We start from the raw sequence: 16575 nt of genomic DNA on the forward strand, positions 1-16575 counted from the left end.
TTCATCTCACGGACCCTTCCGGGCCCCAGGTCCAGGCGACGACGTAACGGCGGGCGGGAAGGTCCGGCGGATTTCCCACCTCGCGGTGGGCGACTTGATAGGTACGGCCGTTGGCCGCGACCGTCAGGCCGTGCGGCCCGTGCGTGGTGATCACGAAGTCGCGCGGGCGGCCGTCGAAACCGGTGCCCTCGGCCTTGGCGACGGCCTCCTTCGCCGCCCAGAAACGGGTGAACCACAGGTCGCGGTCGCCGAGCTTGGCCAGCAGGTCCTGCTCGCCCGGGGTCAGCGCGAACCGCACGGTCGACTCCTCGACCGGCTTCACCTCGGCGACATCGATGCCCACGCCCTGTTCGGATTTTTGGTCGTACGGCCGGGCGATCGCGACCCCTATGTCGGTGCTGTGCGCCAGCGACACGTCGCACTCGAGCAGCCCTTTGTCCGGGCGCACCCGGACCCGGGGCCGGCCGTTCGGCTCGTTGACCACGGTCAGCTCGATCGGGAAGACGTCCCGGTGGCCCGCCGCCCACTGCCGGAAGCGGACCGCGTCCTTGACCGCGATCCGGCCCAGCAGCCACGATTTGCGGGCGGCCGGGGGCTTGCGCTCGTACTCCTGCGCGCCGGCCGCGCCGAGGATGCCGCGCGCGGCCATCCCCCGGGTGACCAGGTCGGTCCAGTAGTCGTAGGCGAGCGTCCAGCCCTCCGGCTGCTCCTCCGACATGTGGTAACGGGACGGGAAACGCTCGGCCGGCCGGGCGGTCGGGTGGCTGTCGAACCGCCGGTCGATCACGCCCTCGATCTGCGCCCACAGCTTGCCGTCCACCACCAGCTGGCAGTTGCCGACGATCTGCTCGTGGTCGACCGTGCTGATCCGGCAGACGCACTCGACCACGGTCCCGGCCGCCGGATGCGGGCCGTAGAAACTGACCCGGCCCAGCCGCACCGGCAGCGCCACCGTCCGGGTCGCCTGCGTCGTGAGGATCCAGTTGCCGATCAGCTGGAGCGCGTTGTCGAGCAGCGCACCCTTGGCCGCCGGCGTGATGACCTGACCACGGACGTGCATGTCACCGACCGCGTGCACGGCGGAGACACCCTGGTACTGCGGCCCGTGGAACATCAGCCGCTCGTCGTACATCGTCTTCGCGTCGACGGTCGCCGGCCGCTCGGTGCCCGGATCGTGCGACCAAAGATCCAACGGCGGCTCCGGGTACGCCGGGGCCAGCTCGACGACCGAACGCGCGTAGCCGCCGAGGATGACGGTCGCTTCCCCGGAGCCGTCATGCTTGACGGTTATCTCGACATCGGTGGCCGGGGCCGCGATCAGCCACCGATTGAAGCGCGCCTCCCGGATGGCCACCGCCCGGAAGCCGGGCGAGGCCGCCGCGGCGGCGTCCAGCATGTGCTCGGCGACCGCGGTGGCCGGCACCACCGGCCAGCGGTCGTCCACGTTGGGCCAGTCCGGGGGCTGGGCATAGAAGCAGTGATCGATCAGGTACGGCATGGCGTCCATCGACACCCGCAGCGTGGACCGCTGAGCACCGACCGGGAACGCCGGCGCCGCACCGTTTCCGCCGGCTCTCTGAGACGGCGCACCACCGCTCCGGCCGGTCGCCGCCGGCGGACGACCGTTACCCGTCGCCGCCGGCCGGCCGTTCCCCGTTGCCGGAGGACGGCCGCTGCTCGCCGCCGCCGGCTGGTCGTTCCCCGTTGCCGCCGGCTGGCCGTTCCCCGTTGCCGGAGGACGGCCGCTGCTCGTCGCCGGCGGACGGCCGCTGCCCGGCCGTGGCTGCGAGGTCGCTGGGATCGGTCGTTCTGTTGGCGGCGCGGCCGTCGCGGTCAGCATGGTCACGGCGTCGGTGGCGGTCGCCTGGAGCAAGGCGGCCAGCTCGGCCGCGGCGGTGGAGTGCTCAGCGAGTTGCTTGAGCGCGCCCAACGCCGCTGCAGTGTCGGCCGCCCCCGAACTGGCCACGCCCGAACCACCGTTAGCCGCACTAACGTTAGTGCGACCAACGTTCGGACCACTAACGTTCGGACCACTAACGTTCGCGCCACTAACGTTCGGGCGACCAACGTTCGGCTGACTAACGTTCGGGCCACTAACGTTCGGCTGACTAACGTTCGGGCCGCTGACGGTCGGGGTGTTTGCGGTTCGGCTTGCCGGGATTGGCCGGTTGCCCGCCGCCGGCCGGGCGCCCTGGGGAGGCCGCGACGCCGCTGCCGGTGGGCCGACCGGGTGCGGGGCCGGGCGGGTGGTGGCCGGCGGCGGGGTCGCGGCGGGGGGTCGCGCCGTGGGCGCCGGGGGGACGACGCCGCCCCGCGTAGCGACGCCGTCCCGTCCTGGGGTGGTGCTGGGGCGCACCAGTTGGCGATCGATGAGCTGGGCGGCGCCCGCGCCCAGGGTGATCTGCGGGCCGCCGAGATCCAGGCGTACCGCGGGGCCGCGGGCCGCGCCGGGCGGAACCATCCGGGAGCCGAACGGGGCCGGTTCGAGCAGGCTGAAATCCGGCTCTGCGCCCTCCACCCAGAGAGCGGCGGCGACCCGGCGCAGCTGGGCCAGGCCGTCGCGGCGGGAGACGTTGACCGGCATGGCCAGGTGCTCGCGGCCGGTCAGGTTATCGGCGATCAGGGAGGCCAGCTGGCCCGCGCCGACCTGTAGGAAGATCCGAAACCCGGCGTCGTGCATGGCGGCCACCGTGTCGCGGAACCGGACCGGGGTGACCATGTGCCGCACGAACACCTCGCCGACCTGCTCCGGGTCGGCCGGGAACGGCGCGGCCAGGGTCGCCGACCACACCGGGACGCGGCTCTCCGTGATCTGCCAGCGGCCGAGCGCCTCGCCGATGGCCCGCAGGCCGGGCTCGAAGGCCGGCGTGTGGAAGGCCGACCGGAACGGCAGCGCCTGGCACATGATCCGCTGCGCGCGCAGGTCGTCGACGAGCCGGTCGATCTGGTCGGCCGGGCCGTTCACGACGGTCTGCGCGGGCGCGTTGTCGTGCGACAGCACCACACCGGGATAGTCCGCGAGCAGCGGCACGACGTCGTCGACCCCGGCCCCGATGGCGGCGAACGCATAGCCGGAGACCTCGACCGAGTCGGCGTCGAAGGCGTGCAGGAACTCCCCCACGGCCGCGGTGTTCATCAACCCGCTGACCCGGGCCGCAGTCCATTCGCCGAGGCTGTGACCGGCGTACGCATCCGGCCGGATCTTGATTTTGCGCAGTGCCTCGTCGAGCAGGACGCCGCTCTCGACCAGGCCGGTGCCGTGCTGCCCGAGGTCGGCGGCGGACCATTCGCGGTCGGGCAGGCCGAACAGCGCGGCCACGTCGGCGGTGCGCGGCTCGAACTCGGCCTCGACGCCGGGGAAGACGAACATGATCTTGCCGCCGCCACTTGCGCCGAGCAGTGGCGACGTGGTGAACCAGACGTCACGGCCGCCGCGCCACGGCTCGCCGCGCTCGATCATCTTGCGGGCGGCGGCGATCCGGGCCGGCGTGGGGTCGGCGATGGCGAGCCGGCATCTACCGGTGCCGATCTTCGCGGTCGCCGGGTTGTCGAGGATTTTGAGCAGCTCGGCGGGGGTTTCGGCGGCGAGGCGCAGGATCTTCTCGCGCGGCTTGGCCGAGGCGGCGGTACGGGTCGGCGCCGTCCACTGCTCGAGGATGACGTGCGCGTTGATGCCGCCGAAGCCGAACGCGTTGACCCCGGCCCGGCGCGTACCGGCGCTGTCCCACTGGCGCGCCTTGGCGATCGGCTCGAAGCGGGTCCGCTCCATCTCCGCGCGCGGAGTGTCGACGTGCAGCGTCGGCAGCTGGACGCCGTGGTGGACGGCGAGCGCCGCCTTGATCAGGCCGGCGATCCCGGCGGCCGGCATGGCGTGCCCGATCATCGACTTGACCGAGCCGATGACCGCCCGCTCCCCGCCCTCGTGCGGGCCGAAGACCTCGGCCATCGAGGTGAGCTCGGCCGCGTCGCCGGTCGGCGTGGCGGTGCCGTGCGCTTCCAGCAACCCCAGCGCGTCGTTCGACCGCGGGTCGAGACCGGCCGCCTGCCAGGCCCGGCGCAACGCGAGCACCTGGCCTGACGTTGCCGGGTTGAACATGCTGGCCGACCGGCCGTCGCTGGAGACGCCGGTGCCGCGGATGACCGAGTAGATCCGGTCGCCGTCGCGCTCCGCGTCCTCGAGCCGTTTGAGCACCACCATGCCGGTGCCCTCGCCGATCAGCAGGCCGTCCGCGCTCGCGTCGAACGGCCGGATCCGGCCCTGCTGCGACAACGCCTTGAGCTGGCTGAACACCGACCAGAAGCTGATGTCGTGCACGTGATGGACGCCACCGGCCAGGACCGCGTCGAGCTTGCCCGCGGCGAGCTCGCTGATGCCCTGGTCCACGGCGAGCAGCGAAGAGGCACAGGCAGCATCGATCGTGTACGCCGGGCCGCGCAGGTTGAGCCGGTTCGCCACCCGGGAGGCGGCCAGGTTGGGGACCAGGCCGATCGTGCCCTCCGGGTGGAACTCCCCGAGCTGGTCGTCGAAGCGGGACCGCACCCGCTCGATCTGCTCGTCGGTCAGCTCCGGCAGCAGCTCGCGCAGGATCTGCAGCATCTGGGTGGGCAGCCGGACCCGCTGGGCGTGCCGGGCCTGGCCGGGACTGAGCGTGCCGCCGCGGCCGACGATCACGCCGATCCGGTCGGCGTCCGGCATCTTGTCGTAGCCGCCCGCGTCCTCGATGGCCGACGCCGCCACGTCCAGCATGAGCAGCTGGTCGGGTTCGATGTCGTCGACCGAGTTCGGCATGATGCCGTACTTCAGCGGCTGGAACGTGGCGAACTCGTCGACGATCCCGCCGCGGTTGCAGTAGAGCCGGTCCGGCCGATGGCTGAGCGCGGGGTCGTAGTGCGGGCCACCCCACCGGGCCGACGGCACCTCGGTGATCGCGTCCCGGCCCTCGACCAGGTTGCGCCAGTAGGTGCCGAGGTCGCCGGCGCCGGGCAGGATGGCGGCCATCCCGACGATGGCGGTCGGCTGTTGCAGTTGCACCGTCACCACCCCGACGCGGTGTAGACGACCGAGGTGGTCTCAGCGGAGCCCCAGGCCAGCTCGCGCAGGAGGCTGAGCGCGCCCTCCTCGGGGTCGATCAGGGCGATGCCGCGCCGCGCGTACTCCTGCATCAGCTCCGGCGTGACCATCCCGGTGTGCCCGGCTCCCGGCGCCCACGGACCCCAATGCACGGTCAGGACCCGCTTGCCGTACGCGTCGGCCCAGCGCGCGCCGAGCGTGTCGAGGGCGTCGTTGGCGGCGGCGTAGTCGCTCTGCCCCCGGTTGCCGTAGGCGGCCGCGATGCTGCCGAACAGCACCACGAACTTCGGCTCGGTTCTTGAATGGGCCAGCGCACCGAGAACCGTGCGGCAGCCGTCGACCTTGGTGCCGAACACCCGGGCGAACGACTCCGGCGACTTGTCGGCGATCAGCTTGTCCTCGATGACCCCGGCCGCGTACACGAGCCCGTCGATCCGCCCGTGTTCATCGTGGATCTTCGTGATCAGTTGCCGGACCGCCTGCTCATCCCGTACGTCGGCGGCGTGGTAGTTGACCGTCGCGCCGAGCTCGCGCAGCTCGCCGATGGTCGCCTCGACCTCCCGGGCGGCCAGGACCGCCGACGCGGCGCGGTCGATCTCGGCGGGCGAGCGCATGCCGCGCCGGGCCAGCTCCTTGCGCAGCCCCGCCTTGTCGAGACCGGCCGGCAGGTCGTCGCCGGCCGGGCCGTCCGGCAGCGCGGTGCGGCCGATCAGCTCGACCCGGCAGCGGGCCGCCGCGGCGACCGTACGGGCGAACCACGGCGTGATGCCGCGCGCGCCGCCGACCAGCACGAGCACCGAGTCCTGGTCGAGGCCGAGCGCCCGGGCCTCGGACGCGCCGTCCCCGGCCGGGCCGGCGCCGCCGTCGGCCAGCACGCCGAGACCCTCGTTCACCAGGTCCTCGCCGTGGCGGCCGTCCTCGGTGTACGCGATGACCGGCGCCACGCCGGTCTCGGCCAGCTCCCGCAACAGTGCGGCCGGAGTGTCGATCTCCGTGCGGAACTCGACGTACCGGGCGGTGACCTCGGGGTATTCGCGGGCGATCGTGCGGAACAGGCCGGGCATGCCGTCGTTGCGGTCACCGGGACGGCCGGCCGCGATCACCCAGCGCACCCCGCCGGCGAGCGACTGCCGGATCTGCCCGAACAGGTCGGGCAGCAGGGCCGGGCCGTCGTCGAGGCCGTCGAGCAGGATCAGGCCGTGCGCGTTGCCGCCGGTCACGACCTCGGCGCCGGCCATTTCCAGCAGGCCGCCGAGCTGCGCCGACGTCGAGATTCCGCCGGAGACTAGAAACCTTGCGCCATTGAGGCGCACCTCGCCTTCCCCGGCCGCGGCCGGTTGCAGGCGGGACACGAGACGCTGCGGGGCGATGCCGCCGGATTCCTGGACGGGCTCCGGCGCCGGCTCGATCGCGGCCGGGCCGGCGCCGTTGATCCGGCTCTCCAGCCAATCCACCATGGACCGTACGGTGCGGGCCTTGACCAGGTCTTCCAGCTCCGACTCGTCGCCGTCGACGGACAGGCCGAGCCGGGACGCGACCTCGCCGGCCACCTCGGCTCGCTTGATCGAGTCGACGCTGAGGTCGGCTTCGAGGTCTAGATCGGGCTCGATGAGCTCCACCGGGTAACCGGTGCGGTCGCTGATGACGGAGAGCACGGCCCCCTGAACATCGATAGGCCCACTAACGTTAGTCGCACTAACGTTCGTGCCACTAACGTTCGTCCCACTAACGTTCGTCCCACTAACGTTCGTCAGGCTAACGTTCGTGGCGCTAACGTTCGTCGGGCTAACGGCTGCGGGCGCCGGCGCGATCCGGCTGTCCAGCCAGTCCACCATCGAGCGCACCGTCCGTGCCTTGACCAGGTCCTCCAGCTCCGACTCGTCCCCGTCGACGGACAGGCCGAGCCGCGACGCGACCTCACCCGCCACCTCGGCCCGCTTGATCGAGTCGACGCTCAGGTCGGCCTCCAGGTCGAGATCAAGCTCAATCAGCTCGATCGGGTACCCGGTCCGCTCACTGATCACCGACAGCACCGCACCCTGAACATCCATCGCCGGCGTAACAGGCGCGGCAACGATGACCGGAGCAACCGGCGCCGGGCTGGCATAGGCGGCTTCGAGCGCCGGCGCCGCCATGCTCGGCACGAGCTCTTCCTGCGGATACGGCGCCTGATAGGCGGCCGGCTCGTAGTGGACCGGGGCCGCTTCAAGGGTGGTGGCCGGCTGGTGGCCGAGGAAGGCGAGCATCACGTCCCGCTGCGAGGTGATCATCTCGCGGGTGGTGCGGAGGTACTCGGAGAGCAGTGCGTTCTGGGTGTTCGGAGCCTGTTGCTGCTGGGGATGCGTAGTCATGGTCAACTCCTCGGGAATGCGCGTTGCCGGGGCGAGACCGCCGGGCAGGCAGGCTCCGTGCTGGTCGCGTACGAGATGGCCGTCGACGGTCCAGAGCGGCCGCGACGTCTTGGCGGAACGGGTTTCGCGGCCGCGGAACAGCCAGCCGGTGTTGACGGGAACGCCGGCGCAGGCGAGCTGGGCGACGGCGAGCAGCAGCGCGCGCAGGCCGTCCCGCCCGTCGGTGGCGACGGCGAGGTGCGGGCGGTCGCCGAGCACGCTGCCGACCAGGCCGGTGAGCACCTGCCCGGGCCCGGCCTCGACGAAGACGCGCGCGCCGGCCGCGTACATGGCCTCGATCTGGTCGACGAACCGGACCGGCGAGGCGATCTGGGCGGCCAGTTCCTCGCGGACCCCGGAAGCGGAGTCCGGATAGACCGAAGCGGTGCGGTTCGACCAGACCTCACCGGCCGGCGCCGCAACGTCCACCCCGGCCAGGACGTCGGCGAACAGCGCGCTGCCGCCGGCGACGACCGGGCTGTGGAAGGCGCAGGCCACCGGAATGGACCGGGCGGTCAGCCCGGCCGTACCCAAAGCGGCCACCGCCGTCCGCACGGCCGGAGTCGTCCCGGAGATGACGGCCTGGGCGGGCGCGTTGTGGTTGGCGATCACCACGGTCTCGGCGAGGCCGGCCGACGATAACGCGGCGGTGATGGAAGCGGGGGTCCCGCTGACCGCGGCCATCGTGCCGGGGTCGTCGCCCGCCGCGGCGAGGATGCTGGCCGCCCGGGAGCTGCTCAGCGACAGCAGCGTGGCCGGGTCGAACGCGCCGGAGACGCAGAGCGCGACGAGCTCGCCGTAGCTGTGCCCGGCGGTGAGGTCGGGCCGGATGCCGAGGCGGCGCAGCAGGTGGTCGACGGCGAGCCCGCCGATGCCGAGCGCCGGCTGGGCGTTGCGGGTGTCGCGGAGCTGCGACTTCTGAGCCGCCGACGTCTCGTCGTCGAACGCGGCCGGCGGGAACATGACGTCCGCCCACTCCTGGCCGAGCGACAGGTAGTGCTGCAGCTCGGGGAACGTGATGAACAGCTCGGCGAGCGCGCCGGGCCGCTGGCTGCCCTGCCCCGGGAAGAGGAACGCGACCTTGCCGGGGTCGGTCGATGCGGCCGGCTGGATCAGCCCGCGCTGCGGTGAATGCTCGCCGGCCAGGGCGCGTTCCAGCAGGTCGGACAGTTCGCCGGGGTCGCGGGCGACGACGGCGATGCGGACCGGCCCGGTGCGCGGGTCGGATTCACCGGCCCAGGTCGTCGCCAGCTCGCGCAAGCCGGCGACGACCTGGAGTCGATCGAGGAGCCGGCGCACGCCCCGCTGGGCGGCGGCCTGGTCACTCCCCCGGAAGACGAACAGTTCGGCCGGCCACGTGCCCTGGCCGTGCCGGGGTTCGGCGGCGGCCGGGTGGGCGGCAAGGACGGCGTGGTAGTTGGTGCCGCCGAAGCCGAACGCGCTGACCCCGGCGATGCGCGAGGCGGCCGGCTCGGTCCACGGCTGGGCCGAGGTGTGGAAGGCGAACGGGCTGGTGGCGGCCGACCAGGCGGGGTTGGGGCGGGTCAGGTTGAGGGTGGGCGGTTTGACGCCGACGTGCAGCGAGAGCGCGGCCTTGATGACGCCGGCAAGCCCCGCCGCGCACTTGGTATGCCCGATCTGCGATTTGACCGAGCCGAGCGCGGTCTGTCCAACCAAAGCGCCAGAATCTTCGAAGAGCCGGGTCAAGGTCTCCAGCTCGGTACGGTCGCCGACGACCGTGCCGGTGCCGTGCGCTTCGACCAGGCCGACCGCGGCGGGACTGATCCCGGCGACCTGGTAGGCACGGTCGAGCGCCCGCCGCTGTCCCTCGGCGCGCGGCGCGGTCAGGCCGAGCGCACGCCCGTCGCTGGCTCCGCCGAGGCCCTTGATCACCGCGTACACCCGGTCGCCGTCTCGTTCGGCGTCGGCGAGCCGCTTGAGTACGACGGTGGCCACGCCCTCGCCGAGCGCGATGCCGTCGCCGGTGCTGTCGAACGTGCGGCAGCGGCCGGTCGGCGAGAGCGCGTGCGCCGAGGTGAACATGATGTAGTCGTTGATGCCGTTGTGCAGGTCGGCGCCGCCGCAGATCATCAGGTCGCTGCCGCCGGTGGCGAGTTCCTTGCAGGCGGCGTCGAGCGCGGCGAGCGACGAGGCGCAGGCGGCGTCCACGGTGAAGTTCGGGCCGCCGAGGTCGAGCCGGTTGGCGATCCGCCCGGCGATCACGTTGGCGAGCACACCCGGGAACGAGTCCTCGGTGATCGCCGGCAGCTGTTCGTCGAGGCCGGGCGGCAGGTCGCCGACGTACGAGGGCAGGATCGCGCGCAGCGTCTTGGCGCCGGCCAGGTCGCCGCCGGCTTCGGCGCCGAAGACCACGCCGGTGCGAGAGTGGTCGGCGCCCGCTGTGTCATAGGCGTAACCGGCGTCGAGCAGGGCTCGCTGCGACACCTCGAGGGCGAGCAGCTGGGTCGGGTCGATGCTGGCCAGCGCGGACGGGGGGATGCCGTAGCGGATCGCGTCGAACGGGATCGGCTCGATGAAGCCGCCCCACTTGGAGACGGTGACCCGGCCGCTCTGCCCCGGCCCGACCTCGGGCGCGTAGTAGGTGTCGACGTCCCAGCGGCCCGGCGGGATCTCGGTGATCTCATCGGCGGCGCCCAAGATCGTCCGCCAATAGCCTGACAAATCCGCCGAGCCGGGGAACACGCAGGCCATCCCGATGATCGCGATGTCCAGCGGCGCTGCCGCGTCGTCCGGCACAGCGGGAGAAGGCGTGGCGGCGAGCGACGCCAGCAGCCGGGACGCGGAAGAGGTCACCGACTCGTGCAGCGAGGCAATCGTCGTCACCGACGAACGCAGCACCGCCACCTGGCCGGCCATGAACAGGCCCTCGGCCGCCTGGCCCGCCTCGTCCACCTCGACGAGTGCGTCGCCTTCGCGTCGCAGGCCCTTGCTGGCCACCCGCAGCCGGCCCACGTTGAGCATCTCCAGCTGTTCCCAGATCTGCCGGTGGTCGACGCCGGCCTCCTCGAGCCCGTCCCGCAGCGCGTGGAAGTCGTCGGCGAATCCGCTGGCCAGGCAGCGGGTGGCGTGCCCCGGCGCGGTCTCCAGCAGCGCGGTCCGCTCGGCCGCGACGGCCTCGCGCTGGAACAGCGGCTGAATGGCGCCGCTGGCGACGGCTTCGGCGGTGAACAGGTACGCCGTACCCATCAGCACGCCGATCTTGGCGCCCCGCCGGGCGAGAGGCGCGGCAAGAGCCGCCACCATCGCCGCACTTCGCGCGTCGTGCACCCCGCCGGCGAAGAAGATCTGCAGGCCGCCGGCGGCGGCGGGGTGCTCGTCCACGAAGGAGTCGAGCACCGCGAGCTGCGCCTCCCAGAGCGGGAAACTGGCGCGCGGCCCGACGTGACCGCCGCATTCCGCGCCCTCGAAGACGAAGCGGCGGCTGCCGGCCGCGAGGAACTGCTTGAGCAGGCCGGGCGACGGCACGTGCAGGAACGACCGGATGCCTTCGGCCTCCAGCGCTTTCGCTTGCGCCGGGCGGCCTCCGGCGATGATGGCGTACGCCGGGCGCACCCGCCGGATGACCTCGATCTGACCGGCTTTCACGTGGTCGGGCGCGAACCCGAGGATGCCGACGCCCCACGGGCGATCGCCCAGGGCGGCGGCCGTTCCGGCGAGCATCTGCTCGGTCTTCGGCACGTCGGCGAGCGCGAGCGCGATGAACGGCAGCGCGCCCTCGGCGGCGACCGCGGCGGCGAACGCGGGCTCGTCGCTGACCCGGGTCATCGGGCCCTGCGCGACCGGCAGGTCGACACCGAGCGCCGCGGCGAGCGGCCCACCCGGCGCGAGCAGCCCGGCCGCCGTCGCCCAGTCCTCGTCGGCGGCGGCCCGGATGGCCCGGATCGCGGCGCCGGTGTCGGCCCAGCGGGCGGCGAACGCGGCGGCGAGCGGGCCGTCTGCGCCGACGCCGAGCAGCCCGGACGCCTGGCGCTGGGCGACCGTCTCGGTGCCGTCCATCCGGGCGAGCGCGGCGCGGCTGTGGTCGGGCAGGTCGGCCTCGGGCATCAGCAGCAGCTGGCTGTCGAGCAGCACCCCGGCGGCGCCGGCCGCCATCACCGCGGCGGCGGTGCGCGGCCCGATGCCGCCGGCCGCCCAGACCGGGATCTCGCCGGCGGCGTCGAGCACGGCCTGCAGCAGCACGAACGTGCTCAGGTCGCTGACCCGGCCGGCGGACTCCATGCCGCGGGCGATCAGACCGTGGGCGCCAGCGGCGACGGCGGCGCGCGCCTCGGCGACATCGGTGACCTCGATCAGGACGTTCTGGCCGGCCGGGACCGGCCAGGCGGCGTCGGCGGTCAGCACGACGACGGCGAGGCGGCCGCCGGTGGCGGTCAGGACGTCGTCGAGGCCGGCGGCACACCGGGCGCCGACGCGCACGCCGATCGGCTCGGTGGCCCGGGCCGCCGCCTGCCGCAGCAGGCGCATCGTCCAGGCCTCGCCGGTACCCAGGTCCATGATGCCCGTCGCGCCGGCGGCGGTGGCCGCGGCGACGAGGTACGGGCTCGGCTCGATCCCCGAGGCACCGGTTACGGCGATGACGGGGGCGCAGGGTGTCGTACTCATCGAACTCCCGCTCTAGTCAGACATGCAGATGAGTCGATCTCACGGTGCGTAGGAACCTAACGAGGCTCGGTTACAGCGCCGTTAACCAATCTTGATCGAAGTCATCGAATATTGGCACTTCACCAGAGGGTACTCATAGGGGTTTCGCCTGGTCATATCAATGTCATTCACGGGTTCCATATCGCTAGACATATATGACGTTCAGGATTCTTTACGGAGAGTAAGTTGCTGTTCATTACTCTCCGTATCTCATAGCCACTTCATAGGCTTACCTACTAGCTGGTAGCAAGCGCTTGCCTTCACACAGGAACCGAGTACGCCAAGTAACTCAATGGCCATCGACACCCACGAAACGGTCACCGTGCACAACACGGTCCAACTCGGACTGTGCGAACTGTGAACACGACGACACGGATTGGTAACAGGCCAGGGTCTTCACACCGGGCCAGGCATTCACGAAACTCAATGGTCATCCGGCCTAGCCCGGCCGGACCATGAGAGGAGAACCCCCCGGTGCGCACCAGAGTCATCCTCAGCGCCACCTCGCTCGCCGCGGCCGCCGGCCTGATCGCCACGGTCCCGGCGAACGCCGCTCCGGCGGCCCGGCCCAGCACCCCGGCCCAGGCCACCGCGTTCGCGCAGACCGCCGTCAAGGACCACGCCGCCCTGTTCGCGGCGGGCTCGTCCGACTCGTTCGCCGCCCGCGGCGCCGCGCAGCTGGACGCGACCGGCGCCAGCCACGTGCACATGAACCGCACCTACAAGGGCATCGACGTCATCGGTGGCGACGTGATCGCCCACCTCAACGCCGACGGCTCGGTTCGCGAGGTCACCCGTACGCTCGCCTCGCCCCTGTCTCTGGCCGTGACCCCCGCGCTCACCGCGACCAAGGCCGGCGCCGCCGCGGCCGCCGCGCTCAAGGGCACCGCGACCGGCGCCGCCACCCTCGCCGTCAGCGCTCGCGAGGCCACCCCGACGCTGGTCTACCGCACCGAGGTGACCACCGCCGCCGGCCTGCAGCACGTGCTGGTGAACGCGTCGACCGGCGCGGTCGTCGAGAAGTGGGCCGAGGAACAGACCGTCACCGGCTCCGGAACCGGCTACAACGTCGGCGCGGTCACCCTCGAGACCACCCTGTCCGGCAGCACCTACCAGCTCAAGGACCCGACCCGCGGCAACACGTACACGGTCGACATGAACAACCGCCGGATCGGATCTGGCACCCTGTTCACCGACGCCGACAACAAGTGGGGCACCGGCGCGCTGACCGACCGGGCCACCCTGGGCGTCGACGCGCAGTACGGCGTGAGCGAGACCTGGGACTTCTACCTGTCGAAGTTCGGCCGCTCCGGCATCGCCGGCGACGGGACCGGCAGCTACAACCGGGTCCACTACGGCAACAGCTATCTCAACGCCAGCTGGTCCGACTCGTGCTTCTGCATGACGTACGGCGATGGCAACGGCAGCACCTACAACCCGTTCGTCACCCTCGACGTGGCCGGCCACGAGATGACCCACGGCGTCACGTCGCGCACCGCCGGCCTGACCTACTCCGGTGAGTCGGGTGGCCTCAACGAGTCCTACAGCGACATCATGGGCACCCTGGTCGAGTTCTACTCGAACAACGCCAAGGACACTGCCGACTACCTGATCGGCGAGAAGGTCGTGGCCAGCGGCACCCCGCTGCGCTGGATGGACGACCCGTCCAAGGACGGCAGCTCGGCCAAGTGCTGGAGCAGCACCGTCAAGAACCTCGACGTGCACTACTCCTCGGGCGTCGGCAACCACGCGTTCTTCCTGCTGGCCGTCGGCTCCGGCGCGCACACCGTCAACGGCGTCTCGTACAGCAGCCCGACCTGCAACAGCGGCACCGTGACCGGCATCGGCAACGACGACGCCGGCGCGATCTTCTACCGGGCCCTGACCACCTACCTGACCTCGTCGAGCAACTACAGCGCGGCGAAGACCGCCACGCTCAAGGCGGCCACCGACCTGTTCGGGGCGAGCAGCACCCAGTACGCCGCCACCGCGGCCGCCTGGGCCGCGGTCTCCGTAAGCTAACAGTTGCTGTGAGTACGGCTCGGGTCCACTGTGGCCCGGGCCGTTCCATTATGGTCGGGGGATGGCTTCGACCAACGGGGATGGCACAAGGCCGGCCATCGACTCTTCGGTGGCGCATCCGGCCCGGCGATACAACTACTGGCTGGGCGGCAAGGACCACTTCGCCGCCGACCGCGCCTCCGGCGACGAGATAGAAAAGAAATTCCCCGGCATGCGTACGGGGGTGCGAGCGAACCGTGACGTGCTCGGCCGGATGGTCTCGTTCCTGGCCGGCGAGGCGGGCGTGCGGCAGTTCCTCGACGTCGGCACCGGCCTGCCCACCGCCGGTAACACCCACGAGGTCGCGCAGCGCATCGCGCCCGACTCGAAGGTCGTCTACGTCGACAACGATCCGATGGTGATGACCCACGCGCAGGCGCTGCTCAACAGCACCCCGGCGGGCCGCACCACCTACCTCGAGGCCGACCTGCGCGAGCCGTCGAAGATCCTCGGCGACCCGGCGCTGCGTGACACGATCTCGCTCGACGAGCCGATCGCGCTGATGCTGGTCGCGATCCTGCACTTCATCCCCGGCCGCCGCGCCGCCCAGCCCCTGGTCGAGGAACTGCTGGAGGCCCTCCCCTCGGGCAGCTACCTGGCCGTGACCCACATGACGACCGACTTCATGACCGCCGAGGAGCGCACCCGCTACGAGGTGATGCTCAAGTCCGGCCGCAGCGACGTCTGGCCCCGCGACCACACTGAGTTCGGCGCCCTGTTCGGCGGGCTGGAGCTGGTCGATCCCGGCATCGCCCTGGCCACCGAGTGGCGGCCGGCGCCCGGCGTGCAAAAACCCGATCCACGCCTGGTCGGCATCCTGGCGGCAGTGGGCCGGAAACCCTAAGCTCCCTCACAACATTCCATAGGGGGATCGCGATGGCGCGACGTGGCAGGCTCGGGCTATGACCCCCACGCAGCTGCGCGCCTACTCGGCCGTCGTGCGGCTGGGCTCGGTCAAGCTGGCCGCGGCCGAGCTGAGCGTCTCCGAGTCGGCGATCTCCCTGCACATCGGGCAGCTCCGCAAGGAGTTGGGCGATCAGCTCTTCACGCGCACCGCCGCCGGCCTGGCGTTCACCCCCGGCGGCCTGCGCCTGGCCAGCCGGGCCGCCGAGATGCTGGGCCTGCAGGACATCACGGTCCGCGAGGTGAGCACCGCCGGCAGCGGCCGCCGCCTGCTGCGGGTGGCCGCCTCGAGCCTCTTCGCCGAGTATGCGGCCCCCGGCCTGATCGAGCTGTTCGCCGGCCGCGCCGACGACCTCGACGTCGAACTGAGCGTCCACAACCCGGCCGCCTTCCCGGCGCTGCTGGCCACCCGGGCCGTCGACATCGCGATCGGCCCCCGCCCCGCCGCCGACAGCGGCCTGCTCGCCCGCCCGGTGATGAACTACCGCGTGGTGGTCGTCTCCGGCGCCGCCCACCCGCTGGCCGGCGTGCGGGCATCAGCCGCCCAGCTGCGCGACCAGACCTGGCTGCTGGGCCCCTCGGCCGCCGCCGACACCGGCGCGATCCCGGCCCTGCTGCGCCGCCTGGCCGTCCCCGAGGAACATCAGCAGATCTTCCAGAGCCACGCGGCTGCGCTGGAGGAGGCAAAACGCGGAAAGGGCGTGGCCCCGGCCCTGTCCTTCACGGTCGCCCCCGACGTCCGCAGCGGCCAGTTGGTGCAGCTGGCCGGCCCCTACGCCACGCTGGAATCGGTCTGGCACTCCCTGACCCGAGCCGACCAGGGCGCCCCCTCAGCGGCCGCGGAGCTGGCCCGCTTCGCCGCAACCCCACGGGCGATCCAGGCCATGATGCGCGGCTCCGGCGTAAACGTGAGCCACTTCCGCCCGTCAGTGCACGTAACCCTGTGGAGCTGACCCCTCAAGCACCAAACCCTCGACAGCAGACACCGCCATCACCGCCGCACCGCCGACCTCGCGCCCCAACGCGCCGCCACAAACGCGTCAGCTCTCCACGCCGCACCCCTCACCCCACGCCCTCTCACCCTCGAGCGCCCGCGCCCCCCGCGCCCCCCGCGCCCCGCCCACCGACCTCCGCTCGACCCCACCCCGCGCACCCACCGTCCAACGCCCACCGAGCCCCGAGCCCCGCGCCCCGCCCCCGCGCCCTGCGGCCCGCGCCCTGCGGCCCCGCGGCCCTGCGGCCCTGCGCCCTGCGGCCCTGCGCCCTCAGCCCCTGCGCCCCTCGGCCCCTGCGCCCTCAGCCCCTGCGCCCCTCGGCCCCTGCGCCCCTCGGCCCCTGCGCCCTCAGCCCCTGCGCCCCTCGGCCCCTGCGCCCTCAGCCCCTGCGCCCCTCGGCCCCTGCGCCCTCAGCCCCTGCGCCCTCAGCCCCTGCGCCCTCAGCCCCTGCGCCCTCAGCCCCTGCGCCCTCAGCCCCTGCGCCCTCAGCCCC

Annotated in this window: 5 protein-coding genes; 3 read left to right on the top strand and 2 right to left on the bottom strand. The window is 72.2% G+C overall.

The window, feature by feature from the left end; all coding sequences use genetic code 11:
• Position 1: 1 nt before the first annotated feature.
• The gene (locus AB0E90_RS50505) at positions 2-5032 is read right to left on the bottom strand and encodes a beta-ketoacyl synthase N-terminal-like domain-containing protein (protein ID WP_360420838.1); all 5031 of its coding nucleotides are present in this window, start codon (positions 5030-5032) and stop codon (positions 2-4) included.
• Positions 5033-5034: 2 nt separating this feature from the next.
• On the bottom strand, positions 5035-12084 hold the full coding sequence (locus tag AB0E90_RS50510; protein WP_360420840.1) for an SDR family NAD(P)-dependent oxidoreductase: 7050 nt from the start codon (positions 12082-12084) through the stop codon (positions 5035-5037).
• A 513-nt stretch (positions 12085-12597) separates the two neighbouring features.
• On the opposite strand from AB0E90_RS50510, the gene AB0E90_RS50515 reads away from it, so the two are divergent.
• The 3 genes from AB0E90_RS50515 to AB0E90_RS50525 all read left to right on the top strand — a co-directional run bounded on the left by AB0E90_RS50515 (position 12598) and on the right by AB0E90_RS50525 (position 16040).
• Positions 12598-14145 (top strand): M4 family metallopeptidase, encoded by a 1548-nt coding sequence (locus AB0E90_RS50515; protein ID WP_360420842.1) that lies wholly within the window; start codon positions 12598-12600, stop codon positions 14143-14145.
• A 61-nt stretch (positions 14146-14206) separates the two neighbouring features.
• Positions 14207-15028, top strand: coding sequence for an SAM-dependent methyltransferase (locus tag AB0E90_RS50520; RefSeq protein ID WP_360420844.1), 822 nt, complete (start codon positions 14207-14209; stop codon positions 15026-15028).
• 58 nt (positions 15029-15086) lie between these two features.
• A complete protein-coding gene (locus AB0E90_RS50525; RefSeq protein ID WP_360420846.1) occupies positions 15087-16040 on the top strand; it encodes a LysR family transcriptional regulator in 954 nt (317 codons plus the stop codon).
• Positions 16041-16575 lie beyond the last annotated feature (535 nt).

Origin of the sequence: Actinoplanes sp. NPDC026619 (assembly GCF_040638295.1) — a bacterium.
Classification (GTDB): Bacteria; Actinomycetota; Actinomycetes; order Mycobacteriales; family Micromonosporaceae; genus Actinoplanes.

What these genes read in the sequence shown, in the direction of transcription:
- AB0E90_RS50510 (WP_360420840.1), bottom strand. Translation starts at nt 12,084, where the DNA reads ATGAGTACGACACCCTGCGCCCCCGTCATCGCCGTAACCGGTGCCTCG.
- AB0E90_RS50525 (WP_360420846.1), top strand. Translation starts at nt 15,087, where the DNA reads ATGACCCCCACGCAGCTGCGCGCCTACTCGGCCGTCGTGCGGCTGGGC.
- AB0E90_RS50520 (WP_360420844.1), top strand. Translation starts at nt 14,207, where the DNA reads ATGGCTTCGACCAACGGGGATGGCACAAGGCCGGCCATCGACTCTTCG.